This is a genomic window from Nocardia sp. PLKS1-43, from assembly GCF_059510335.1.
The window spans coordinates 202,173-226,296 of sequence record NZ_JCAJZQ010000013.1; the positions used below are offsets into that span (position 1 = coordinate 202,173).

Annotated in this window: 24 protein-coding genes and 1 tRNA gene; 8 read left to right on the plus strand and 17 right to left on the minus strand. The window is 66.5% G+C overall.

Annotation, left to right across the window (positions count from 1 at the left end):
* The first annotated feature begins 13 nt into the window (after positions 1-13).
* From AC5WS7_RS33430 to AC5WS7_RS33450, 5 genes are all read left to right on the plus strand, one after another.
* Positions 14-1,006 (plus strand): isopenicillin N synthase family dioxygenase, encoded by a 993-nt coding sequence (locus tag AC5WS7_RS33430; protein WP_495958611.1) that lies wholly within the window; start codon positions 14-16, stop codon positions 1,004-1,006.
* Positions 1,007-1,047: 41 nt separating this feature from the next.
* Entirely contained in the window at positions 1,048-1,701 is a 654-nt protein-coding gene (locus AC5WS7_RS33435; RefSeq protein WP_495958612.1) for a GntR family transcriptional regulator, read from the plus strand.
* 90 nt (positions 1,702-1,791) lie between these two features.
* Complete coding sequence (locus tag AC5WS7_RS33440) at positions 1,792-3,381, plus strand: circularly permuted type 2 ATP-grasp protein (RefSeq protein WP_495958613.1); 1,590 nt, start codon at positions 1,792-1,794, stop codon at positions 3,379-3,381.
* An 8-nt stretch (positions 3,382-3,389) separates the two neighbouring features.
* A complete protein-coding gene (locus AC5WS7_RS33445; RefSeq protein WP_495958614.1) occupies positions 3,390-4,364 on the plus strand; it encodes an alpha-E domain-containing protein in 975 nt (324 codons plus the stop codon).
* A gap of 13 nt (positions 4,365-4,377) precedes the next feature.
* The gene (locus AC5WS7_RS33450; protein ID WP_495958615.1) at positions 4,378-5,223 is read left to right on the plus strand and encodes a transglutaminase family protein; all 846 of its coding nucleotides are present in this window, start codon (positions 4,378-4,380) and stop codon (positions 5,221-5,223) included.
* Between the two features lie 26 nt (positions 5,224-5,249).
* Here AC5WS7_RS33450 and AC5WS7_RS33455 read toward each other — a convergent pair whose 3' ends face one another.
* From AC5WS7_RS33455 to AC5WS7_RS33470, 4 genes are read right to left on the minus strand one after another with little or no spacing between them, the layout of a single operon-like run.
* Entirely contained in the window at positions 5,250-6,350 is a 1,101-nt protein-coding gene (locus tag AC5WS7_RS33455) for an ABC transporter substrate-binding protein (protein WP_495958616.1), read from the minus strand.
* 49 nt (positions 6,351-6,399) lie between these two features.
* A complete protein-coding gene (locus tag AC5WS7_RS33460; protein WP_495958617.1) occupies positions 6,400-7,188 on the minus strand; it encodes an ABC transporter permease in 789 nt (262 codons plus the stop codon).
* The gene (locus tag AC5WS7_RS33465; RefSeq protein WP_495958618.1) at positions 7,185-7,934 is read right to left on the minus strand and encodes an ABC transporter permease; all 750 of its coding nucleotides are present in this window, start codon (positions 7,932-7,934) and stop codon (positions 7,185-7,187) included. The genes AC5WS7_RS33460 and AC5WS7_RS33465 overlap by 4 nt, the downstream gene beginning before the upstream one ends.
* Positions 7,931-8,767: an ABC transporter ATP-binding protein gene (locus AC5WS7_RS33470; protein WP_495958619.1), complete on the minus strand. Its 837-nt coding sequence runs from the start codon at positions 8,765-8,767 to the stop codon at positions 7,931-7,933. The genes AC5WS7_RS33465 and AC5WS7_RS33470 overlap by 4 nt, the downstream gene beginning before the upstream one ends.
* Positions 8,768-9,945: 1,178 nt before the next feature.
* On the opposite strand from AC5WS7_RS33470, the gene AC5WS7_RS33475 reads away from it, so the two are divergent.
* Entirely contained in the window at positions 9,946-10,155 is a 210-nt protein-coding gene (locus AC5WS7_RS33475) for a hypothetical protein (protein ID WP_495958620.1), read from the plus strand.
* A gap of 105 nt (positions 10,156-10,260) precedes the next feature.
* Here AC5WS7_RS33475 and AC5WS7_RS33480 read toward each other — a convergent pair whose 3' ends face one another.
* The 6 genes from AC5WS7_RS33480 to AC5WS7_RS33505 all read right to left on the minus strand — a co-directional run bounded on the left by AC5WS7_RS33480 (position 10,261) and on the right by AC5WS7_RS33505 (position 13,814).
* Complete coding sequence (locus tag AC5WS7_RS33480) at positions 10,261-10,626, minus strand: hypothetical protein (protein WP_495958621.1); 366 nt, start codon at positions 10,624-10,626, stop codon at positions 10,261-10,263.
* Positions 10,627-10,836: 210 nt separating this feature from the next.
* Positions 10,837-11,415: a class IV adenylate cyclase gene (gene cyaB / locus AC5WS7_RS33485; RefSeq protein ID WP_495958622.1), complete on the minus strand. Its 579-nt coding sequence runs from the start codon at positions 11,413-11,415 to the stop codon at positions 10,837-10,839.
* Complete coding sequence (locus AC5WS7_RS33490; protein ID WP_495958623.1) at positions 11,412-12,782, minus strand: class I SAM-dependent methyltransferase; 1,371 nt, start codon at positions 12,780-12,782, stop codon at positions 11,412-11,414. Before AC5WS7_RS33490 ends, cyaB begins: the two co-directional genes overlap by 4 nt.
* A gap of 182 nt (positions 12,783-12,964) precedes the next feature.
* Positions 12,965-13,162 carry a hypothetical protein gene (locus tag AC5WS7_RS33495; RefSeq protein WP_495958624.1) on the minus strand — a complete coding sequence of 66 codons (198 nt, stop codon included), beginning with the start codon at positions 13,160-13,162 and terminating at the stop codon, positions 12,965-12,967.
* Complete coding sequence (locus AC5WS7_RS33500) at positions 13,159-13,470, minus strand: hypothetical protein (RefSeq protein WP_495958625.1); 312 nt, start codon at positions 13,468-13,470, stop codon at positions 13,159-13,161. Before AC5WS7_RS33500 ends, AC5WS7_RS33495 begins: the two co-directional genes overlap by 4 nt.
* A complete protein-coding gene (locus AC5WS7_RS33505) occupies positions 13,467-13,814 on the minus strand; it encodes a hypothetical protein (protein WP_495958626.1) in 348 nt (115 codons plus the stop codon). The genes AC5WS7_RS33500 and AC5WS7_RS33505 overlap by 4 nt, the downstream gene beginning before the upstream one ends.
* 241 nt (positions 13,815-14,055) lie before the next feature.
* Between AC5WS7_RS33505 and AC5WS7_RS33510 the strand changes: the two genes are divergently transcribed.
* Positions 14,056-15,420, plus strand: coding sequence for an NsdA family TPR-like regulatory protein (locus AC5WS7_RS33510; RefSeq protein ID WP_495958627.1), 1,365 nt, complete (start codon positions 14,056-14,058; stop codon positions 15,418-15,420).
* Here AC5WS7_RS33510 and AC5WS7_RS33515 read toward each other — a convergent pair.
* The 5 genes from AC5WS7_RS33515 to AC5WS7_RS33535 all read right to left on the minus strand — a co-directional run bounded on the left by AC5WS7_RS33515 (position 15,404) and on the right by AC5WS7_RS33535 (position 17,748).
* Positions 15,404-15,940 (minus strand): NUDIX domain-containing protein, encoded by a 537-nt coding sequence (locus tag AC5WS7_RS33515; protein WP_495958628.1) that lies wholly within the window; start codon positions 15,938-15,940, stop codon positions 15,404-15,406. The two genes, AC5WS7_RS33510 and AC5WS7_RS33515, sit on opposite strands and share 17 nt — an antisense overlap.
* A gap of 132 nt (positions 15,941-16,072) precedes the next feature.
* Positions 16,073-16,507 carry a hypothetical protein gene (locus AC5WS7_RS33520; protein WP_495958629.1) on the minus strand — a complete coding sequence of 145 codons (435 nt, stop codon included), beginning with the start codon at positions 16,505-16,507 and terminating at the stop codon, positions 16,073-16,075.
* A 75-nt stretch (positions 16,508-16,582) separates the two neighbouring features.
* A complete protein-coding gene (locus AC5WS7_RS33525) occupies positions 16,583-16,891 on the minus strand; it encodes a hypothetical protein (RefSeq protein WP_495958630.1) in 309 nt (102 codons plus the stop codon).
* A 256-nt stretch (positions 16,892-17,147) separates the two neighbouring features.
* Complete coding sequence (locus AC5WS7_RS33530; RefSeq protein WP_495958631.1) at positions 17,148-17,621, minus strand: hypothetical protein; 474 nt, start codon at positions 17,619-17,621, stop codon at positions 17,148-17,150.
* Positions 17,622-17,675: 54 nt separating this feature from the next.
* Positions 17,676-17,748, minus strand: a tRNA-Lys gene (locus AC5WS7_RS33535).
* A gap of 250 nt (positions 17,749-17,998) precedes the next feature.
* Between AC5WS7_RS33535 and AC5WS7_RS33540 the strand changes: the two genes are divergently transcribed.
* The gene (locus AC5WS7_RS33540; RefSeq protein ID WP_495958632.1) at positions 17,999-19,198 is read left to right on the plus strand and encodes a L,D-transpeptidase; all 1,200 of its coding nucleotides are present in this window, start codon (positions 17,999-18,001) and stop codon (positions 19,196-19,198) included.
* Positions 19,199-19,837: 639 nt separating this feature from the next.
* Here AC5WS7_RS33540 and AC5WS7_RS33545 read toward each other — a convergent pair.
* Both AC5WS7_RS33545 and AC5WS7_RS33550 read right to left on the minus strand, forming a co-directional pair.
* On the minus strand, positions 19,838-20,806 hold the full coding sequence (locus AC5WS7_RS33545) for an acyltransferase domain-containing protein (RefSeq protein ID WP_495958633.1): 969 nt from the start codon (positions 20,804-20,806) through the stop codon (positions 19,838-19,840).
* The gene (locus AC5WS7_RS33550) at positions 20,803-23,871 is read right to left on the minus strand and encodes an MMPL/RND family transporter (RefSeq protein ID WP_495958634.1); all 3,069 of its coding nucleotides are present in this window, start codon (positions 23,869-23,871) and stop codon (positions 20,803-20,805) included. Before AC5WS7_RS33550 ends, AC5WS7_RS33545 begins: the two co-directional genes overlap by 4 nt.
* Positions 23,872-24,124 lie beyond the last annotated feature (253 nt).

Below are 24,124 nucleotides of genomic sequence, written 5' to 3' on the forward strand. Positions count from 1 at the left end.
GAGAAGACACACGATGACCGAGCAGTACCGCATGCAGGAACTGGTCCGGGAGAGCCGGATGGGCGGCGCTGGAGTGGAGACGGCGCGCAGCGTCCCGCGGATCGATCTGACCGACCGCGAGGCACGGCGCGCCGAGATCACCGATCAGCTGTGGCAGGCTGCCACCGAGATCGGCTTCTTCCAGCTGGTGAATCACTCGATCCCGCAGCCTCTGGTGGACGCGGCGTTCGCGCGTGCCGCACAGTTCTTCGCACTGCCCGGGCCCGCCAAATCCGCACTGCCGCTGGACAAACCGAACAACGCGGGCTGGGAGTACTCGAGCCAGATCCGCCCGTCGGTGGGCACTCCGGACCAGAAGGAGTCGTACCAGATCACCCGCCCGCACATGGCCGGGCTGTGGCCCGTCGAGCAGGAGTTGCCGGGGTTCCGGGACTTCATGCTGGAGTTCGAGCGGCACTGCTGGGAACTCGCGATGTGGGTGCTGTCCTGCTTCGCCGACCGGCTCGGGTTCGATCGCGAGTTCTTCACTCGCGCACACGATCCCGGCTCCGCGCAGTACCAGTCGACGCTGCGGCTGATCCACTACTACGCGCTGCCCGACGAGCTGCGCGGTCGCCCCGGCACCTGGCGGGCGGGCGCGCACACCGACTTCGACTGCCTCACACTGCTCTTCCAGCGTGACGGGCAGGGCGGCCTGCAGGTCTGTCCCGGCCGCGAGGCGGCCGCCCAGGAGTGGACTCCGGTCCTACCGTCCGATGACGTGATCACCTGCAACATCGGCGACATGCTCATGCGATGGAGCGACGACGCGCTGCTGTCGACGTTCCACCGGGTCCGGGTGCCCGGCGCGGGCGAGTACGCCGGGCCGCGCTACTCGATTCCCTTCTTCGCCCAGGCCAACCGCGATGTGGTGATCGCACCGCCGCGCGGCAGCTACCCGCCGATCACCGCGGCCGAGTACCTTCGACAGCGGGTTGCCGCGAACTACGCGGGCCGCACAGCGTGAGCGCGCCGGTCGAAGCCGGGCGGGGGAGGAGGACGTCGCTGATGGGCGACGGTTCGGACTCCCTGCTCGGGGAGGCGGTCTACAAGCAGCTGCTGGACCGCATCTTCACCGGCGAACTGCCGCCGGGCGCACCGCTGAGCGTCCCCGCCCTCGCCGCCGCGCTCGATGTGAGCCGCAGCCCGGTGCGCGATTCGGTGCAGCGGCTCGTGGCCGACGGGCTGGCGGTGCACACCCCGCACGCGGGGGCGCGCGTCGCGCATGTCGACGAGCGCGAAATCGCCGACGTGCTCGCCGTGCGAGAACTGCTCGACGGGTACGCGGCGCGGGAGGCGACGCTGCGGGCGTCGGCGTCCGACGTGCGACGGCTGGCCGCGCTGGTCGAGGGCCAGCAAGCACGGCTGGCCGAACCGGCCGACGCGCTCGCCGAGGCGCGCCACGACCTCGAATTCCACACCGCCGTCCGTGATCTCGCGGGCAACCGCGCGCTGAGCGATGCGCTGCACCGGCTCGACGCGAAGGCGCACCTGTACAACACCGGGCTGTGGTCGGACGAGGCCGGACGTCGATTCGCGGTCGCCGAGCACGTCGCGATCGTGCACGCCATCGAGATCGGAGACGCCGCCTGCGCCGAGCGGGCCGCGGCCGCGCACGTCGCGGCGCTGGGCGTGCGAATGCGTCGGCTGGCGCGGGGATAGCGCCGAAAACCTTTGCGGCGAAACATGGTTGGTTCGAAAATTTTACCTGTGTGACGACACCGGGGCCGTGCGATGCGGGACCATCGGACAATGACAGCGGTCGCCAAGCCCATGCAGTATCCACCGGGGATTTTCGACGGCTACCACGTCGAGCAGCACTCGGATGCCCACGATGAGATGTTCGACCGGGTGGGGCGGATTCGTCAGCCCTACCGCGGTGTGCACAAAGGATTGATGCGGATGGGCGTCGGCGAGCTGGTGTCCCGTTCGGATGCCCTGAGCCGGGCATTCATAGATCAGGGCATCACCTTCTCCCTTTCCGGACAGGAACGGCCTTTTCCGCTGGATCTGGTGCCACGCGTGATCGCGGCGTCGGAGTGGTCGCTGCTGGAAAAGGGTTTCGAACAGCGGGTGAAGGCGCTGGAGATGTTCCTGGCCGATATCTACGGTGAGCAGAATATCCTGGGGGATCGCGTGATACCGCGGCGGCTGATCACCACCTGCCCGAATTTCCATCGCGAGGCGATGGGTATCGCACCGCCCAACGGCGTGCGTATCCATGTCGCCGGAATCGATGTGGTGCGTGACGAACACGGAGTGTTCCGGGTACTCGAGGATAATCTGCGCTCACCGTCCGGGGTGTCCTATGTGATGGAGAACCGACGCACGATGGCCAGAGTTTTCCCGGACTTGTTCGCCTCTCATCGGGTGCGTCCGGTGGGGGATTATCCGAGCCATCTGCTCCGGGCGCTGCGCGCCTCGGCGGCCACCAATGCCGCCGATCCGACCGTCGTGGTTCTCACGCCCGGAGTGTTCAATTCCGCGTATTTCGAACATTCACTGCTGGCCCGCCAGATGGGCGTGGAGCTGGTCGAGGGCCGGGATCTGTTCTGCCGCGACAATGCGGTCTATATGCGTACCACGCACGGTGAACGTCAGGTCGATGTGGTCTATCGGCGTATCGATGACGATTTTCTCGATCCCATGCATTTCAACCCGGATTCGGTGCTGGGCGTGGCCGGAATCCTGAACGCGGCGCGGGCGGGCAACGTGGTGATATCGAGCGCGGTCGGCAATGGTGTCGCCGACGACAAACTGGTCTACACATATGTGCCGGCCATGATCGACTACTACCTCGGCGAACGCCCGCTGATCCCCAACGTCGACACCTTCCGCTGCTGGCTCGACGACGAACGTGCCGAAGTGCTCGACCGGATCGAGGAATTGGTGATCAAGCCGGTCGAGGGCTCCGGCGGATACGGCATCGTCTTCGGGCCCGATGCCTCCCCGCGGGAACTCGAGACCGTGCGCGCCAAGATCCGCGCCGAGCCGCGCAATTGGATCGCCCAGCCCGTGGTTCAGCTCTCGACGGTGCCGACCAAGATCGGCGACTCGCTCTCGCCCCGGCACGTGGACCTGCGGCCGTTCGTGGTCAACGAGGGCAACGACGTGTGGGTGCTGCCCGGTGGCCTCACGCGGGTCGCGTTGCCGGAGGGCTCGCTCGTGGTCAATTCCAGTCAGGGCGGCGGCAGCAAGGACACCTGGGTGCTGTCCGCGCGCACCATCGGGGAGCGGGAGGAGGCCGCCCTCGAACTCGTGAGTGAACCCGACGTGACCGATCACGCCGAGCAGAGCCCCGCCCTGGCGGTCACCCAGTCGCAACAGCAACAACAGCAGTAGGAGGCGTGATGCTGGCGCGGAACGCGGAATCACTGTTCTGGATCGGCCGCTACGTGGAACGAGCCGACGACACCGCCCGGATCCTCGATGTCACGGTGCACCAACTCCTCGAGGACGTCACCGTCGATCCGGACCGGGCGGCCCGAAAACTGTTGCGGGTACTGGGAATCGACCTGCCCGACGGGCAACTCGACGTCTGGTCGCTGACCGAACTGGTGGCCTTCGACCATGGCCAGCCGGCCTCGATCGTCGCGTCGATCTCGGCGGCCCGGGAGAATGCCCGGGGTGCGCGGGAGGCGACCTCGGCCGAACTGTGGGAATGCCTGAACACCGCCTACAACGGGCTCGCCGGCGCGATGCGCGCCGCACGAGATCTGGGACCCTACGAATTCTTCCGCTACGTCGAGGACCGCGCTGCGATGTTCGCCGGTCAGGCCGACTCCACCCTCAGCCGCGACGACGGGTACCGCTTCCTGCTGCTCGGGCGTCTGCTCGAGCGCGTGGATATGACTGTGCGCCTGCTGCTTTCGCGCGGCGGCGAGCCCGCGAATTCCCCCGCGTGGGTCAGTGTGCTGCGTTCGGCCGGGGCACACGACGCGTATCTGCGCACTCATCGCGGTGTGCTCGACGCACGTCTGGTGGCCGAGTTCATCCTGCTGGACCGGCTCTTCCCCCGTTCGGTCTTCCACTCGGTGCAACTGGCCGAGATCTGCCTGCACGAACTCGACCATGTCCCCGGCAGCCGGGTCGGGCCGCACAACGAGGCACAGCGCCTGCTCGGCCGGGCCCGCAGTGAACTCGAATTCCTCGCTCCCGGACTACTTCTGGAAACCCTGCAGACCCGGCTGGCCGATCTGCAGCAGACCTGCCGGGAGGTCAACGAGGCCATCGCCCTGCAGTACTTCCATGCCGCGCCGTGGGTCGCCTGGACCGACGCGCGCCACCGTCTCGGCGCCACCGCCGTGGTGGACGGGGAACTGTGAGAGAGGAACAGCCATGGGCCGGCGTATGAGGGTGGTGCACACCACGGGTTTCGCGTACGACGACGCGGTCACCCGCTCCTTCAACGAAGCCAGGCTCACGCCGCTGACCGACGGCCGGCAGAACGTGATCCTGAACCGCATCGAGACCACCCCCGCGACCCGTCCGTACCGTTACACGGACTACTGGGGTAGCGCGGTCACCGCTTTCGATCTGCACGTCCCGCATTCGGCCCTGGCGGTGACCGGACTCTCGGTGGTGGAGACCGAGTCCGGCGCCGCTCCCGCGGGCCCGCACTGGTCCTGGCAGGAGCTACATTCCGACGACAACCTCGATCTCTACGCCGAATTCCTCGTTCCCACCGGGTATGTCCCCGCCGACAGCGAACTGGCCGGTGCCGCGGAGGAACTCGCGCGCGAGGTGGATCCGCACGAGGCGGTCCTGCGCGCCGCCGACTGGGTGTACTCGCAGATGACCTACGTCCCCGGCACCACCTCGGTGCACACCTCCGCGGTGCAGGCGTGGAGCGATCGCAAAGGCGTCTGTCAGGACTATGCCCACCTGACGCTGTTGTTGTTGCGCGCCATGGGAATTCCCTGCCGCTACGTCTCCGGCTACCTGCACCCCGACCCCGACGCCGGTATCGGTGAGACCGTCGCAGGCCAGAGTCATGCCTGGATCGAGGCGTTCACCGGAACGTGGTGGGGCTACGACCCCACCAATGCCACCGGCATCGATGAACAACACATCTCCGTCGGCGTCGGCCGCGATTACGCCGACGTCCCGCCCCTGAAGGGGATATTCCACGGCGGTCGCTCCACCGATCTGGATGTGATCGTGGAGATCACCCGGCTGGCCTGAAACGGCCGCGCGGAATCGAACGAGTTCTACTTCAGCTCAGGGTGTTCGGCGTAGAGCTCGCGCAGGACGGACAGGTCGAACAGCTGCTCGGCCTTGATGTCGATCTTGGCTTTGGACAGGGCCTCGATGTTCTGCGCGATCAGGTGGTCGGTCATGGAGAGCAGGCCGTTGGCGTCGGTGTCGCCGGAGACGACCAGATCGTTCTGCGCCTTGGCCTCGTCGGTCTGCTCAGCGAGGTCGAGGCGCTGGTCCTTGCCGTAGATGTCGACCGCGAGCTGTGCGCTCTGTGCCGGGTCCGCGACCGCGGCTTTCCACCCCTTGATCTCCGCGGTGAGAAATGCCTTCAGCTTGTCGCGCTCGGAGTCGATGGTCTGCTGGCGTACGGTCAGCGTTTCGGCGGTCAGCGGCAGGCCGTAATCGGCGAACAGGAAGTGCGCGGTCGGAAAACCTTTGGCCGCCAGGGTGATCGGCTCGTTGGTCACGTAGCTGACCCAGCCGTCCACCTCACCGTTGGCCAGCGGGGTCGGGTCGAATTGGGCAGGCACGATCCGAACATCGCCGGAGGTCATGCCGTTCGCGGCGAGCAGTGCCTGGAAGATCAGCTGATTGGTGTCCTGCACACCGATCTTCCGGCCTTTCATCTCCGTCGGCGAGGTGATCGGTTTCGCCGCCGAACTCACGATGCAGAACGGATTCTTCTGATACGTCGTGCCGACGATCTTGGCCTTCAGCCCGTCCAGGACCGCCGGCGCGGTCGTCTGCGGCGCCGAGGTACCCAGCCAGATCTTGCCGGTGTCCAGGCCCGCCTCCACCGAGGTGCTGGCAGCGCCGCCGGAGATCAGATCCACGTGCCCGAATCCGGCGTCGCGATAGTAGCCCTTGCTGTCGGCGAAGTACTCACCGGCGAATTCGATGTTCTTCAGCCAGGACAACTGAATCGCGACGGTTCCGTATTTCGATCCGTCGGCGGTGGTGCCGTTGTTCCCGCCCGACGAGCTCTTACCGCAGGCCGCTGATACGCCGGTGCCGCCCAGTGCGACACCGGCGAACGCGGAGAAGCGAAGAAAGGACCGGCGGTCCAGGGATGGAAACTTCTGGGCCGAGGAGAGGCCGTTCGAGCGTGTCATGTCGGAAATGTAAGGTGCTTCGATTTCGAATACTTTGCCGCTGCATAAACTAGGCCGCCGGACCGAAACGAGCCAGGATCACGTTCTCCACCACGCCGACGATCGCGTACAGCAGGACCGACACGATCGTCACCAGCACGATGGATGCCCAGAGCTTGTTGTACTGGAACGTGGGGATGGCCCGGATCAGACCGGCGCCCAAACCCGTTCCGCTGCCGAGCCACTCGCCCAGCAGCGCACCGATCAGCGCGCCCGGCACCGAGACTCGTGCCGCAGCGAACACCGAGGGCAGCGCGGCGGGCACCGCGACCATCCGCAGCCGAGTCCAGCGTGAACCGCCGTATACGGCAACGAGTTCCATCGCCTGCCGGGAGGCCGAGCGCAGGCCGGTGATGATCATCACCAACGCCGGAAAGAACACCACGATCCCCGCCAGCGCCGTCACGCCGAGGATCCCGCGCCCGAAGACGAGCACGACGATCGGTGTCAGCGCCACGAGCGGAACCGACCGCAACAGCATCGCCACCGGCATGAACGACTGCTCGACCGAGGGCAGTGTGACGAACAGTGCCGCCACCACCAACGCCGCGGCCATCCCGCCGCCGAACCCGACCGCGGCATCGCGCAGGGTGATTCGTAGATCGGACAGGATCGCCTGGCGCGCGGTATCGGAGCCGGGGCCGGTTACCAGATAGTTCCACACGTCGCCCGGAGACTTGCCGACCCGGGGCCCGACCTGCGGGAAGGCGTTCAGGAACGCATACCAGATCGCCAGCATCAGGATCAATGAGATAACCAGCGGGAGAAGGAATTTCACAATCCGCCACAGCGCGCTCACGAGCGCACCTCCTGTGCTGTCCAGGGCGCCACCAGTCGCGCCACCAGGGCCACCGCCGCATAGCCGATCCCCGCGAGCGCGGCGGCGGCCAGGGCCATGCCCCAGGTGCGCGGCACATTGTAGGAGGTCTGCGCCGCGGTCAGGGCGACGCCGATGCCGCTGTCGATGCCACCGAGATACTCGCCGATGATCGCACCCAGCACCGCCGAGGGCGCGGCGATCTTCAACGCCGCCAAGGTATTCGGCAGTGCGGCGACGAGCTGGACGCGCCGCAGCTGCTGCCAGCGCCCGCCGCCGTAGGCTCGGACCAGATCCAGGCTGGTGCGGTCGGCCGAGCGCAGGCCCGACACCGTGCCGACCATGGTGGTGAAGAAGCAGTACATGGCGGCGAGGAAGACCGTCGGCGTGCGGCCGCCGAAGACCACCAGAATGATCGGCCCCAGCGCCAACAGCGGTGTGCAATAACTGAGTATCGCCAGCTGGGTGGCCAGTGACTCGATCGGCGGCACCAGCATCACCAGGATCGCCAGCGCGATCGCCAGCCCGTTGCCCCACGCGAACCCTTGCAGCGCACCGGAAGCCGTGATCCGGAAGTTCGGCCCGTAGAGGGCCCAGCCGTCGGTGTACATGACGTGCAGCACCCGCCACGGGCTCGGTATGGTGCCACCGCCGACCCCGAGGTCGGCCAGCAGCCACCACAGCGCGAGCAACAGCACCAGCCCGAGCAGGCCGCCGGCGCGCCTCATTGCGCAGCCCCTGGAACATCCAGCGCGGCTTCGGCTTCCGCCTCGATTCCACCGTGCCCGCCGCGGCCGAACAGCAGCTCGGACAGGTGGTCGTGCAGCCGATGGAATTCGGGACTGCGCATCATCTCGGGTGTCCGGGGCCGGGGCAGGTCGATCTGCACCGTCTCCACGACCCGGCCGGGCCGGGGACTCATCACCGCCACCACATCGGACAGGAACACCGCCTCACCGATGCCGTGCGTGACCATCAGTGTGGTGGCGGGTTTCTCGGTCCAGATGCGCAACAGTTCCAGATTGAGCCGCTGCCGGGTCATATCGTCGAGGGCTCCGAACGGCTCGTCGAGCAGCAGCACGCTCGGCTCGAGCACCAGTGCCCGCGCGATCGAGACCCGTTGTCGCATACCGCCGCTGAGCTGCGCGGGCTTGGCCTTCTCGAAGCCTTCCAGCCCGACCAGCGCGATCAGTTCGGCGATCGTCGCGGGATCCACCGTCAGCCCGGCTACCTGCAACGGCAGCTTGATATTGGATTCCACACCGCGCCAGGGCAATAGCGCCGAATCCTGGAATGCGATCCCGAATCCGTGCCGCCGCCGCAGTTCCGCCGGTGTCGCCCCGTCGATGCGCACCGCACCCGCAGTGGGTGTCTCGAGTCCGGCCAGGATCCTGAGCACCGTCGACTTGCCGCACCCCGAAGGGCCCAACAGGGAGGCGAATGCGCCCTGATCGGTATGCAAGTCGACCGTATCCAGCGCCGACACCGTGCGCCGCCCCGCTCGAAACGTCTTACTCAGGCCGCTGATGTGAATCCCGGTTCCCGCGGCTTGCTTGCTCATGCGGCCACCCTAGGAGCGGTCGGTTGCGCCGATATTGCATATCGGCACACCATGTTTCGGCCGCATTACGGTGCCGTTCCATCGCGTCTCGCCCGCGGCCACATCGCTGCGGGCGAGACGCGCCGACCGACGAGCCGCGGCCTTCCGGGACCGACTCGCCACCACGGGAACCGTGTGCCGCACCATCCGGATCGGTTCAGCGATCGGTTCGTTCGCAGGCTGCCGCCGCGCGCAGCACAGTGCCGTCGGCGAGGTGTCGCCCGATCAGCTGGATGCCGATGGGCAGGCCCGCGGCGAGGCTGATAGCCGGCTCTGACCGGTGAGGTTGGCTATCGGGGTGAAGCTCTGCCAGGCGGTCGCCTATACCGCCCGGCCGTCGATTTCGGTGAGGTCCTCGATGCCGAGCGGTAAGGGGGACGGCCGCAGTGGGCGTCAGCAGTGGGTGGCCAGGACGTTGCTGACACCTGCCTGTAGCCGCGACGCCGGCGGTCTCCGTCGACCGTGCTGTGTGGCCGGTGGTAGTCGTGTTGTCCTGGGGGGTGGCTGGTTGCAGAAGGGCTAGTGCGGCAACGCATTTCGCTGATGCAACGGCAAAGCAAAACCGGCTGTGGCCTCAAAGCGTTCGACGTCGGCCTTGCACGGCCGGTGGTATGAATCCTTTCGCTCCAGGCGGTTGTCAAGTGTGGAGACGTGTCCAGGATTCGACTCGTGTCGCCCGCTATCGCCACTTTCTACTGTAACTAGTTGCCGCACAACGATTTCGGCTCGGCCGGACGCATCGGGAGGTTGCACGACGGTCAAGCCGGCGTCGGTGACCATACTCAGGTCCAGGGTCTAGTCACGCGCTTCCTGAGAGGGTCGATGATCTGCATCCTCTGCTTGTGGGTTTGTCCGATCTCGCGGCGGTTTTTGACATTTCAGCGTCGCTGGTGCCGCAGTCGCAGAGGATTATGCACTCGATTCTGGTCGATGCCGCAGCGCTGGGATACGCGGTCGACTAGGCAGCGAACCCGTGACGGCGCCGAGATCACGGCCTGCGATCTGGTGTTCCGGGTGTCTTTGGCGGAGGAGGGTGAGGAACGCGAGGTCCTGCCCAATCCGGATGAACTGACCGGTCGGAAAGGTACGAGTGGCAACGATATCGGCCGGCCAAGCGCACGATGCCCTCCGGACGGCTGATGCTGTCGCTCACCCAGGTGGGTGACGCGGACTACCCGTATAGCAGGTGGTGGGCGGATCGGAAACGGTGGTGCGTCGAGGATCGCGTGTCGTCGTTGTTGGAGGCGGTGTCCGGGCTCGACTATGCGCTGCTGACCTGCGATGGCACCCATCCGAGCTATCAAGGGTCGTCCGAGCTCGCCGATGTGATGCTGGCATCGATTCCATAGGTAGATCCGCCAACGGCCGTCCCCTCGAAACTGGGTCGTGAGGGACGGCCGTGATAGACCTGCCTGCCGGTGCTCCCCATAACAGCGGGTACCGACAGATCCGGATCAGTGCGTGCAGCCGCCCTGGGTGCGCATCGACCACGAGGCGATCTGCCAGGACAGCGCCCCGATTCCGGCGCCGATCAGCGCGCCTGGGATCGCACCGACGATGAAGATCGGGAGTCCGGCTATCGCGCCTATCACCGCGCCGATGGCGGCGCGGACTTCCATCGTGTCGCCGTTCATCAGGCACAGCTCGACCTGCGTGCCGACCGGCGGCACCACCGCGGCGGGCTCGTTCGCGGCGAGCACGATCACCGGCGCGGCGACCGGGGCCGGCGGAGCCTCGGCCGAGGCCGAGGACGCGAATCCGGCCGTGAGGCCGATCGCCAGCAGGACACCGACAACCAGAGAGATGAGCTTCCCGCCCATAGGTTTTCCCCTCGAAGAGTGTGGAACGGCGCGACCCGGTAGCGGCCCGGCGGGGCGACTCCCCCCGACTGGAGACGTCGCGCGCTGCATCATCTTGGCGGCGAATCGCAACCGGCACAATCGATTCGAGCGTACTGAGGACTCAAGTCCCTCGACACAGCAAGCGCCCCGGCCGTATTCGGCCGGGGTGCTCTTTTCATGTGTGTGCGATCACGCGCTGAGTTCGGCCATCACGAGGTCGCGGTACGGCAGCGTAACGACGGCGTAGTCCTCGATGCCCAGTTCGCGCTCCACCTGCTCGAGGTGTACGGCTGCGCTGTCCCGATCGGGTCCGGTCACCTCGGTCTCGACGAATTCTCCTGCACCGGTAACGCGGTCGAGTGAGACGACGGTGTCGCTACGTTCGGGATGCCGGAAGATGCGGCGATCCTTCTCCACCTCGACGAGTTCGACCATGCCGATCGCCTCGAGCAGCGCCCGCGCGGCCTTGGCGTCGACGGCGCTGGCGAGCGTGGCGTTGATTTCCTGCTTCGCGATGATGTGGCCGGCACCGTGAGTGCTGGGGTTGGACGGCGGTTTATAGGTGATCTCGGCGAAGTCGCCGCGGCTGCGGATACGCAGACACTCGACCGTCTCCATGTAGTCGATATCGCTGCGGCTGTAGTAGATATCGGTTTCGGTGACCTGGTCGTCCTTGCGGTAGCCGAGTGCGACGAGTCTCCGGTACAACTCGTCGTCGTCCGGCAGAGCGCGTTTGCGCTCGACCTCGATCAGGGGCATATGGTTCATCCTCTCCAGTGGATCGCGGTGTGCAAGCGAGCGAAGTTCGACTTTGAGCACACACCTTGCAGCGTGGTCAGCGCGCGCTGAAGCGTGTGAACATCGTCGATCGGGATGTTCTGGAACAGCACGAACTGTTTCGCATCGAGTAGCGGGTTCGGGAGCCGCTTGGCGAGAAACCGATTGTAGTAGCGGCGATCCCGGGTGAATACGTCCTCGGTCGACACCGGCATCAACACCGAATCCTGGTCCGGCGGCCCTTCAAGGCTGTTGACCGCGAACGCGGTGAGCAGATCGTTCACGGTGAGGTACGCGTAGGTTTCTCGGCCCTCGCGGGCGAGCCACGCGTTCCAGGCAGGTTCGCATCGGACGTCGGCGAACTCGGCGCCCGTCAGGAACGCCATCAGCGCAGTGTCGGAGACGGCGTCGAAAATATCGCCGTCGATCACGTGATGGTCGAAGTACGGTTCGCTCACCGCGATCAACGCTGTCCGCTGCGGCGACGATGCCGCGGTCTCGGTGAGCGTGTAGTGGACGCGTTTGTGGCCGGAGCGGAAGTCGATCCAGTCGGCCGCCTGTGGGCCGTCCAGGATCGGCCGGAAGCCGAGAACCCCCGAGCGCCACACGTGATCACGGAACGTGATGTAGTGCCGTTGCACTTCGCGGAACAGCCCGATCGGCCCCTCGATCACCGCGCACACGTGCGTGTCGAGATCCGCTATCGGCACGATCCGCGAATTCTGCCGCGCCACAAGCTCATCGTCGTGCCGGTGGTACGGGTGCGCGCCCTCGGTGAGGTAATGCGGCACGAACATCCGCAGGAACTGTAGCCACGACCGGGAGCTGTAGCAGTGCACGACCCGCTCGTGCAGATCCGCAGCCTCGACGGCATACACGTCACGGTAGACGAAGAACCCGTAGTGCCGGATAACTGTCGGCAACGTGCGCATCATCGTGTGCAGGCCGGCGTAAGCACCGCCGTAGGAATAGACCTCGTGCATAAGGGCCGACGCGCTGATCACGTCGACAGGTTCGGGCAACAGGCTCGGAAGGTCGTGCGCCCAACCGGAGACGAGGTAGCATGCCCCGACCGCGGCGAATGAATCCATCGCCCGCGCGAGGGATTGCGATGCGACGCCGGGAGCTTCGATCAGTGTCAGCCGGGCACCGGTGTCGGCGGCGAGCTTGGTCGCGAGATACTGCACGGCCGCACCACCCCCCGGACCGATCTCCACAATGTGAGGCTCGTCGGTCCGCAGGCGGGTGATGGCGCGGTGGACGAGCGCGCCCTTTTCGTCCCCGTGGTCGTTGGTGGCGACGTCCAGGTATGTCGTGGCCGTTTTCTGTTGGTGGGCAAAGTTGTTCGGCGATGCCATGCGGTTCCCCCTTGGCTGGCGGGGCTATTCGGATTTCGATGGCCCCTGGTCATGCCGGTCGCGCTCGGCCCACTGGTCGAGGCCGGTCGCGACGCGGATCAGCAGCGCGAACGATGCCGATCCGGCTCGGTGTGGTGTCTCGGGTGTGCTGGGCCTCCGTTGCGGCAGGTTCTCGTGCGCCGTCAGCTCTCGATCTCGCGGGAGATCTCGACGTCCAGCACGCTTACCGGCTCGACGTCGATCGCCGGAACGTCCAGAGTGGCAGGCTGAGAATCGGATTCGAGATCGGCCGCGGCTTCCTCCTGAGCGCGAGGCCAGCCGTCCGGGCCGACGATCTGGTATCCGCTGTCGGTGACGTAGTACCTCAGGTAATCACTCATGCCCGGATCCGCCCTGCCGCTCGCAGCGCCTGGTACGCGGCGTTCTTGCGACCGCACTCGTCTCGGGAGCAGAGCCTATGCAACTGCATGTCGCGATGCGCCTGGGGAATCGTCGGCGGGTCGCTGGGCGCGGCGTGTAGCCACACGGTCGGGTATTCCGGTGCCCTGTGGTGCGCAGGCTCGGGCCTGGCGGGTATGAAATCGCCGCGCGGGTAGCGCACATCGCGGACCACCATCACAGTGATCGATCCGAACGCGGCGAATACGAGCGCGCCGACGATCACCCAGGTTGTCGCCTCGGCGCTCATGCCGGCGCACCCGCGCGGAGGTGGATGCGCTGCAGAACTCGTTCACCCGCCAACGTGATCAGTTGCGCGCGCTCCCGGATGAGCGTCTCGATCCCCTCGACATGCGTGAGATCTGGGACGATGACGTCGGTGGCATGCGTGGTGCTGATTGCGTTCGCGATGGTTGCCCAGGGGCCCTCACGCGTGGGATCGATGATCACCGTGGTGAGGTCGACGGCGCGGCCAAGCCGCGTGCCGAGCTCGGTCATCTCCTGCTCCACGCGGGCGCGGTCAGGTGTGGGAATCAGATCCGGGCGCAGGCAGCAGATCGCAAGGCGTCCCGGTGCTGTCGTGGTTGTCGTCATGCCCCTCGGTCTCCGTGTTCTGTCGCGTGCTGTCGGCGCGATTGATGCGATGAGCTATCTCCGCGACTGCATCGCGAAGAACCTGCGCCACGTCCATGACTTTCAGGAGACCGGACCTTGTAGCCCTGCGGAAGGCATGCGTAATGGGTGAATGTGTGCAGGTGGGGTGGGGGTGTGCAGAGGGGGTGTGAGAATCGAATGGGTTGTGGCGCTGCTGGGTTGCGCGTGCCACACTCCGACTATGGGACGCCAGCCCAAACAGCCCAATCGGGAACTCGACGATCTCCTCGACCAGTGCGGGGTGAGTCGCGCCGGTCTAGCGCGGCGCGTGGTCGATCGCGGACACGCGATCGGCCTCGAGCTGGCCTACGATCACCGTTCGGTTGGGCGATGGCTAGCTGGAGAACGGCCTAATTCGCCAGCGCCGGAACTGATTGCGGCGGTGATGTCCGAAATGCTCGGCCGCAGAGTGTGTCCTGAAGATTGCGGGATGCCCGGCGCGGCTGATCCTGTCGATATCGGCCTGGAATTCGCACTGAGCCTCACGGAAGCAACGGCCTCGGTGACAACATTGTGGAGGAGTGACGTGGAACGCAGGAGGTTCCTGCTTGGTGCCTCGTATGCGGTGGCGGTCTACCCTGCTGCTTCGATGCGGTGGCTGACGCTACCCGGGCCCGAACATCCTGTGTCCGCGGGGAATCGCCGCGTTGGACAGAGCGACGTGGATGCCCTGCGTACCATGGCCGCCGCATTCCGCGATCTCGACAACAAGGTCGGCGGTGGCCGCGTTCGATCGACAATCGTGCAATACCTACACAGTTCAGTCTCACCGCTATTGCGCGGTCAATACGCCGAACCCGTAGGTCGCCAACTCTTCGCGGTGACTGCTGAGCTGACCAAGCTCGCCGGATGGGCGGCCTACGACCAAGAGGAACACGGTGTCGCGCAGCGGTACCTGATCCAGGCGCTACGGCTGGCCCGTGCGGCTGGCGATCCTGGGCTCGGTGCCGAGATTCTCGCCGCGATGAGCCACCAAGCTACCTATGTCGGTCGACCGGGCGATGCCGTAGACCTGGCGCGCGCCGCCCAAATCTCGGCCCGCAGTGCGGGATTGGCCGCGCTCGAATCTGAATGCCACATGGTCGAAGCACACGGGCACGCCGCTCGCCGAGATGATGCGTCGTGCGCGGTGTCGTTGAACGCCGCGGAACGAACATTTTCTCGGGCAGAGTCCTCAGATCGTCCGGAATGGCTGGCCTACTTCGACGCTGCCTACATGTCCGCGAAGGTCGCGCACTGTTTCCGAGATCTCGGCGACGATGTGCGCACAGCGCGGTTCGCCGAGCAGTCCCTGGACATGTCCGAAGGCTATCCGCGAGGCCGCGCATTCAATCTGTCGCTCCTCGCGGCAGCCCGGGCAGCTGAAGATCCGCGCGAAGCCCTCCGAATCGGCCGCGAAGCGGTTGACCTGGCAACCGGACTGTCATCGCGCCGCAGCTATGCCTACCTCCGCGATCTGCGCAGGCGACTCGCCCCTTACGACGCGATGCCAGACATCGCAGATTTCCGTCAGCAGGTAGGCGTGCTCACTACCCGACGAGACTGAGGGCCCGGTAGACGCCGACGACGGTTGCGGCGCCGACGATCTCGCCTCGGTCGATCATTGCGACCGCTTCGGCGAGCGGGAACCACCGGACATCTTCGGCTTCGTTGATGTCCGGTGCGGTCTCGGTGAGTTCCGCGCCGCGTGCGAGATAGATCTCCTGCGGCTGGTCGAGACTTCCGATCGATGGCTGATAGGTGACGAGGTGCTCCATGGACTCGGGCCGCCAGCCGGTCTCTTCCTCGACCTCGCGCGCCGCAGCGGCGGCCACATTTTCGGCGTGGTCGACGTAACCCCCGGGCAGCTCCCACACCCATTGATCGATGATGAACCGGTGCCGGTACATGAGCAGCACCTCGCGGTTCTCGTTGAGTACCAGCGTCATTGCGCACCGCGGCATCCGCGCAACGTACTGGGTGAACTTCACGCCGTCCGGTAGCTCGACATCGACCGTCGACAACCGGATGTGGCGGTTCTCGTCGACCAGATTCTCGCCGTGAATCTTCCATTGGGTGCGCTTCACCGCTCGACGGTATCGCGTCCGAGGGGCTCTCGGCATTGCGCGCGGTTCGGCTCGCTCTGCGCCGCCCCGAGGCATTTGCGTCACGTACAGATTCGACGCACCGTGGTGCGCTCTGGTTCCACTCCTTCGCGTCTACTCGGGCGGGCCCGCGTCCGGCACGATGGCGAGAGTGGCCGCCGCGCCAGATCGATTGCCCGGCTCAGCGATAGGCGCATGTCCGGGCGCACCGTCGTCCTTGCGGCCGTTCGCCCTCTTGGATGCCGGCCTTTTGAGCCGCTCGATCTCGGCGGCGTGCGCCCGTTCCTCTTTCAGGTGCACGCGTCGCTCTTGCTCGAGGGCATCCTCGGCAGCCTCGGCCCGTCTCTCGGCCTCCTCAGCACGCTCACGGTCGGCGCGAGCCTGGATGCGCATGGCCTCGATCTCGGCCTCGGCCTCGAGCGCGCGAACCTCGGCGGCCAGCCGGGCCCGCTTCGCGTTGGCGAGCTTGACCGCGGTCGTCGCCTTGTCCAGATCGGCGCGCGCCTTGGCGAGCTGATCTGCGACCGGCGTATCGGGTGTCGTATCCATCGGAGATTCCTTGTCGGACTGGCGGCCTGGTGGTCAACACCGCGTCCACCGGAGTGGTGGGCGCGGCGCAAACGATCAGGGGCAGCAGGGGCACGAGTCGGTCAGAAAGTAACCGTGACCGCAGTCGGTCTTGCTGGCGATCTGACGGCCCCGACCGCTGATGAAGTACGCGGGGAACTGGTGGACGATGGCCGCGGTCAAGGGCTGCGCGAGCACATCAGCGGGCGGTGCGGGCATGTCGCGGTGCGCCGCGAATGCTGCGAGGGCGTCGGCCTGGGTCCAACCGCTACAGGGCACGTCACAGGTGGTGCAGCTCGCGCTGTACCGGTCGTGGCCCGCGAGGATGTAGGGCTTTATCGTGTAGGTGCAGGCCGCGGTCGTCATCTCCTTGTGCGAGTGAGGTTCTGATGGTCAACACCGGGCCCGGGGTGTTCCGGGCTTGGCGCGAACGATCAGTGCCGCGTGAGTTTCCGGAAGATCCGGGCGAGCCATCCTGGCGAGGTGGAGCGGTACCGCACGCACAGGCACACGCGCCCTGAGAGCGGTGCCGTGCCCGCGACCGCGGCGAAAGCGGTGGGTGCCTTGCAGATTCGCAGAATCCAGCTGTGCTGATTGCGGGGGTGGCCGCAGGCGCACATCGTCACCGCTGGGCCCACTTCGTGGTTCCGGGCGCGGCGGTCAGCGTGCCGAGCAGATCGGTACCGGCGAGTGCCAGCGTGGGACCGCCGACGACGATCGTGCCGACGACGCCGCCGACACCCGCACCGGCCGCGGCACCGGCGAGGCAGCCCACCGGGGTGGCCATCAGCGCGGTCGGGACCGCCACGATGCCCGCGCCGACCAAGCAGCCGACGCCGGCGCCGACTACGGTGCCGCCGAATCCGCCGACCGCGGTCGCGGTGTCGAACTGAGTGGAGAACGCCGCCATGGCGGCCTGGTCCTCCATGGGGGAGGCGACGGGATGCGCGGCCGGGATCGTGTCGGCGTGCGCGTTACCGGCCCATCCGGCTGCGGTTCCCCCGAAGGCGAACAGCGCGAGAGCGGCGGCAACGGCCCGGATTCCGGCCTTCGCCCGTGCGGGCCGATAGTGTGCAGTGAAGTGTGTAGTAGCCACTGTCGGGAGATTCCTGTCCCGAGCTTATGGGCTGATGAAAGATGGTTTTTCGAGTGCGCCATCAGGGACTCGAACCCCGAACCCGCTGATTAAGAGTCAGCTGCTCTGCCAATTGAGCTAATGGCGCTTGTGCAGTGTTCCGTTCCGGGGCCCTTGGGCTCCGTTCCGGTGCGAGGGAAACCATAACAGTTCGGCTGTCGGAACGTGAAATCGCCTGGTCGGAGGGGGGTGGGATGTGGGGTATTCGTGTTTTGCGGGGTTGGGGTGGTTCCGGCTGGCAGTATGAGGGGCGCGTGGTCTCGGTTCATCCGTGTGGGTGTCTGGTGAGTTGCGCAGCCGGGGCTGCCCGGGTGCGCCCGACTGGAACGAGGTTGCCTATGGGCAGGGATCGGCAGGGGTGTCGGGGGCTGTCGTATCTGGTCGCGGTGATGTCGGTGGTTGCGCTGGTGGCGGGGTGTGAGGCGCAGGCGCGGGGGCCGGGGGCGGGCATCGAACGGCAGCCGTTGCTCGCGATGATCACGCCGAAGATCGTCGTGCCGGTCCCGGACGGCGCGGTGAACGTGCCGGTGGCCGATCCGGTTCGGGTGCGGGTGGATGACGGCCTGCTCACCGACGTATCGCTGCTGACACCGGACGGGAAGCCGGTGCCGGGGCGGATCGCGCCGGACGGGCGGTCCTGGCAGGCCGATGAACAGCTCGGGTTCGGGCGGACCTACCGGCTGCGGGCCACGGCGATCGGCATCGGCGGCGCGGGCACCAAGGCGTTGAGTTTCACCACGATGCAACCGGCGAACCGCACCCATCCGTGGCTGCTGCCGGGGGAGAACGAGGTGGTGGGCATCGGCCAGCCGGTGGCGGTGCAGTTCGACGAGGACATTCCGGATCGTCACGCGGTGCAGAATGCGATCAAGGTGACCACGACGCCGCCGGTCGAGGGCGCGTTCTACTGGGTGAACAAGCGTGAAGTGCGTTGGCGGCCAGAGCATTTCTGGATGCGCGGCACCCGGATCACCGTCGATGTGAACACCTACGGCCAGGATCTGGGCCGGGGGCTGATCGCCGACAGCGATATCCACTCCAATTTCACCATCGGCGATCCCATGGTCTTCACCGCCGACGACAACACCAAGACGGTGACCGTCGAACACAACGGCCAGGTGGTGCGGACGATGCCGACCTCGATGGGCAAGGCGTCGTCGCCGACCAACAACGGCGTCTACATCATCAGCGACCGCTTCGACCACATGATCATGGACTCCTCCACCTTCGGCGTCGCCGCCACCGCGCCCGGCGGCTACCGCAGCCGCGTCGACTGGGCCACCCGGATGTCCTACAGCGGCATCTTCATGCACTCGGCCCCATGGTCGGTGGGCCAGCAGGGCTACGTCAACACCAGCCACGGCTGCCTGAACCTGAGCCCCTCCGACGCCCGCTGGGTCTACCAGAACGCCAAACGCGGCGATATCGCCATCGTGAAAAACACTGTGGGAAGCACCCTTTCGGGCGTCGACGGCCTCGGCGACTGGAACGTCCCGTGGCCGGAATGGAAGGCCGGCAATGCCGACGCCGGCCATTGAGCGTGTGCCGTCGCCCTGACGCCCGCGCTCCCAGCGTCCCATCACTGGCGGCGTTATACGGACAGGACCTGGGATCGGGCTACCGGCAATCCGTCCACTTCCCTCCGGACCGCTCTCGCCCTCGGCTCCGTCGGCTCGGCGATGTGCGCGGTCTGGCAAACTTGTCGTGAGGATCTCGAGGGCGGGGCGCTGATCTGCGCGGGAGGGCGGGCGGCATGTCGGATCGGGAGAGCGGTCGGGCTCGGGCGGATGGCGGCATGTTCGGTGACGTCCTCATCGAACGTGCCGAATCGAGAGTGACGACCTGGCTCGAATCGAATGCCTCGCGGGTGTTCGCGATCGAACGCCGGGGGCCGAGGACTCGGCGTGGTGTGCCGATCGGCACGCGAGACGAGAAGTTCCTGGCCGCCGATCTGGCCGGAGAGCCGATCATCGTACGTCCGGGCAGCGGCAGGATCATCAAGCGGACATATCGGATCGTGGTCGAATGCGGTTCCAGGACCGTTGGTTTCGGGCCGAGGGACCTCACGACGTGCAGGTTCGTCGACGGAAACCCATGGGAGACAGAGAAACAAATCTGCTCGCATTGTGATGGGACTCGTCTCGTCGGTGTTTCCAACCTGAGCGGGGGCGGGCGGGTCATCCCGTGTGCGCCCGGATGCGGTCCGCTGCCTCGTCGAGTGCGGTTTGGCCGGGTTTGTGGCGGGTCAGGGTGGGCAGGACCAGGAGGCGTTCGCCGTCGGGGCGGCGGTGGGTGCGCAGGGGGGTTTGCAGATGGGGGCGAGGGCCTACCTCGAGGAAGATCCGTTCGGTTCGGGCGGCGCGCTCGGCTGCTTGGCGCAGCAGCGTGGTGGTGACGAAATGTTGTGTCCAGTAATCGATGTCGAGGTCGGGGCCTTCGACGTGGTCGCCGGTCACGGTGGAGATCATCGGAGTGGTGGCGGGGGTGGTGTGCACGGAATCCATCTGCTGACGGAACAGGGTGCACACACCCGCCATGAGGGGTGAGTGGTAGGGGTAGGGGAATTCGTCGAGCATGCGGTAGTAGACGCCCTCGCGGGCCAATCGGGTGCCCAGCTCGTCCAGTGCGGAATTCGTCCCCGCGAGCAGGACGCCGCCCTCGGACATGACGACGGCGATCTGGATATCGCCGTTCGAGGCGGCGGCGATCTCGTGCGCGCGCTCCTCGGAGATGGCCGCGGTCGCCGTGCCGCCGATTCCGTTGGCGGCCTTCAGCGCGAGCGCCGACGCGGCGACGAGCCGGCATGCCTCGGGGAGTGCCAGGATGCCGGAGGCGGTCGCGGCGGCGTACTCGCCGAAGCTGACCCCGACGGTCACCGCGGGCGCGATATCGCGTTCGGCCAGCGCGCGGATCAGCCCGAACTGGATCGCGAAGATCGCCGGTCCGCCGACGGTCAGGTTCCGGTAGTCACCGGTCCGCGCGGATTTCAGCTGATCCTCGACCGACCAGTCCAAATGGTTGTCGAACTGTCCGGACACCTCGTGGATCGCGGCCCGGAACGTCGCGTCCTCGTGCATCAGGGCCACCCCCATGCCTTCCCACAGGGCGCCGTAACCCGAGAAGACAAAGGCGACATCGGCTGTCATGGCTCGATACTCCTTCGAAATATCATGTGATGTGGCCACCAGTTCCGCGGCCCGAGCACTGCCGCGATCGCCGGCACGACGATGGTCCGCACGACCATCGTGTCGATGATCAGACCGAGACCGATGGTGAAGCCGACCTGTGCGGTATTGCCGACCGCGGCCGCGGTGAGCGCCAGCATGGTGATCGCGAAAACCGCACCGGCAGTGGTGATCACGCCGCCGGTCGAGGTCACCGCCTGGATGATGGACGATCGGGGCGACCCGCGCAGACCAGCACTGGACTGCAACATCCGATCGCGCACGCGTGAGGTCAGCAGCACGTTGTAATCGGCTGCCACCGCCACCAGGATGATGAACGCCAATGACGGTACAGCCCAGTGCAACGGCCGATGCAGCAGGTGCTGCCAGATCGCGACGCTCACCCCCAGGGCCGCGCCGAACGACAGGATCGCCGAACCCACCACGTAGAGGGGCACCACGAGGCTGCGCATCAGGACCGCGATGACGATCAGGGCGAGCAGACTCGCGAGCACGACGATGGTGGCGAAATCGCGCAGCGCCATCGCCCGCAGGTCCCGATAGGTGGGTGTCAGGCCGGTGATCTCGACCGCCGAGGCGTGTAAATCCGTGCCCCGCACCGCCTGTCGCGCGGTGTCCAGGATCGCGCCGGTGCGGGCCATCGCCTGCGTGCTGAACGGATCGCCGGAATCGGTGACGATCATCCGGGCCATATGGCCGTCCGGCGAGATGAACAGCCCGATGGCGGTCTGCAGATCGGGGCGGGACATGGCCCACTGCGGAATGTAGAACCCGCCGGTGTTACCGGCCGCGGTGTTCCGGCGCAGCTCGCTCAGATAGTCCGACGCGGTCTTCAGCCCGGTCTGCAACCGGGACAGCTGCGAGGTCATCAGGTTGACGCCGTCGTCGACCCGGGTGGAACCGTCGGCGAGCAGGCCGCTGCCCGCCACGAGTTGGTCCGCGCCCGCGTCGAGTTGACGCAGGCCGGTGTCCAGGCGGCGCTGGCCGTCCAGCAGCGCGCCGGCGCCGTCGCTCGCCCGGGTCAGCCCGTCGTCCAGCTGGGCCAGGCCGTCGGCCAGCCGGCGGTTGCCGTCCGCGACCTGCTGCACCCCGTTCCGCAACCGCTCGGCGTTGGTCAGGGCCTGTCCCGCCGGGGTCGAATCCATGAATGCCAGTAGCGATTTCGACGCCGCGCACATCGGCTGCGCATCGCAGTTCGGCGTCGCGGCCGTTTGCTGGCGGAGCGCCGCGAGATTGCTCTGCGGGGTGTTCAGGAAGGACAGCGCCTGCCCCACACCGTCCGCGAGCTGACGTGAGCCGTTCGTCAGCTGATCCGCGCCGTCGCGCAGTTGCTTCGTGCCCGAACGCGCTGCGTGCAGCCCGTTGTCGAGCTGAACGTCCCCGTTCACCAGCTGTCCCGACCCGGCGACGGCCTGTTTCAACCCCGCGCTGAGCTGCTGTGAGCCCTCGTGCAGGGTCTGCGCGCCGTCGGCCAGGCGGCCGGTGCCGTCGGTCAGCTGATGGATCTGCGGCTGTGCGGCGGCGAGTTGGACCACGCCGCCGGACAGCCCGTCCGCCACCACCCCGGCCTGATAGCCCAGCGAGCTCTCGGCGATCGTCGTGCCCAGCGGGCGGCTGATCGACTGCACCGAAATCACTCCGGGCACCTTCGCGACGGCGGCCGACACCGATTCCAGCGCCGCGAAGTCCTTGGTGTTGCGCAGGTCGTGATCGGCTGTGACAGTGACGTATTCGGGCAGCAGGATATTGCCGTGGTAGTGCTGGGCGACGATGTCGTAGCCCCGGTTGCTGTCGGTGGTGGCGCGCTGGGCCTGCCGTTCGTCGTAGCTCAGATGGATGGTCGGGATGACCGCGGCGAACAGGATGAGACCGCCGAGCGAGAACGCCAGCGCGCGACCGGGCCGCCGCACCGTGTGCACCGCGATCCAGCGCCAATAGCGTGCTCTGCCGGACTGTTTGCGCGGTTCGAGCATGCCCATCCGGATCGCCAGAGCGATCATCGCGGGGGTCAGCGTGAGTGCGGCCAGCAGGGTCACGAAGACGCCGATCGCGCACGGCAGCCCCACGGTGCGGAACAGGCCGATCCGGGTCACCGACATACCCGCGCAGGTGAGCGTCACGACCAGGCCCGATGCCATGATCACCGAGGCGATCCGCGGATAACTGGATGTCATCGCCTCGGTCGGGGACACACCGGACCGACGGGACTCGTGGTAGCGGCTGATCAGGAAGATCGCGTAATCGGTCCCCGCCCCCAGCACGATCGCCGACAGCAGCGACACCGAGAAGATCGACAGCGGCATCCCGTGCATGCCGAGAAAGGCCGCCGCTCCGTTCGAAACCCCGAGGGCCAGGCCGATCGTGGCCAGCGGTATCGCGACCGCCGCCACCGAGCGGTAGACGGCGAACAGCACCAGCATGATGCACAGGACGGTCAACGCGGTGACGTACGGGAGCGAGGACTCGATACCCGAGAACTCGTCGGAGATCGTCGCGGCGGGGCCGGTGGTCAGGACCGTGAGACCCGGCGGGCGCGCGAGGTCGTGGATGGTCGTACGGATGGAGTTCACCGACGCGATGGACGCGGAAGTGCCCGAGTCGCCGACCAATCGAACGAGTGCGTAGGTCGTGGTCTTGTCGGCGCTCAGCGCCGCGGGCGCGGTCGTCGGATCGCCCCACAGATCCTGGAGGGACTGGACGTGGGCGGTGTCGTGCCGCAGGGCGGCGACGAGTTTGCGGTAATAAGCGCGGTCGGTATCGTTCAGGCCCCCTGCGTGATTCAATACGATGTACGCGGAGCCGGACGAAGTGGACTCGTGGAACGTGATTCCCATGTTCTGCAGCGCGCGTACCGCCGGTGCATCCCTGGGGATGAAATCCGCCGAATGATTCGAGGCAACCGAGCTGATTTGCGGGACAGCGATATTCAGTATGCCCGCGACGGCGATCCAGGCGCATATCACGAACAGCGGTCGTTTGCGAGCTAACCGACCGAAACTCTCGATCAGGTCGAATGAGACTTTCATGATATTCCCACCATTGGGGTTATCGATAGCCCCGAAGCGTCGATGACCGGGCTATGATCGCTTGTTGCGGATGCTGTCAGCAGCACGTATGCCCAAGTGCGACAGCGATCTTGGCACAGCATGGTCATCACCATACGTGAGAACGTTTGCGTTTGTCGCCTGCTGAGCGAATTCCGTGGAACGCCTGGACAACACAGGGCTACCCGCCCCATAATTCTGCCGTCATCAGTTTCCAGACACTCTCTAAGTGGGG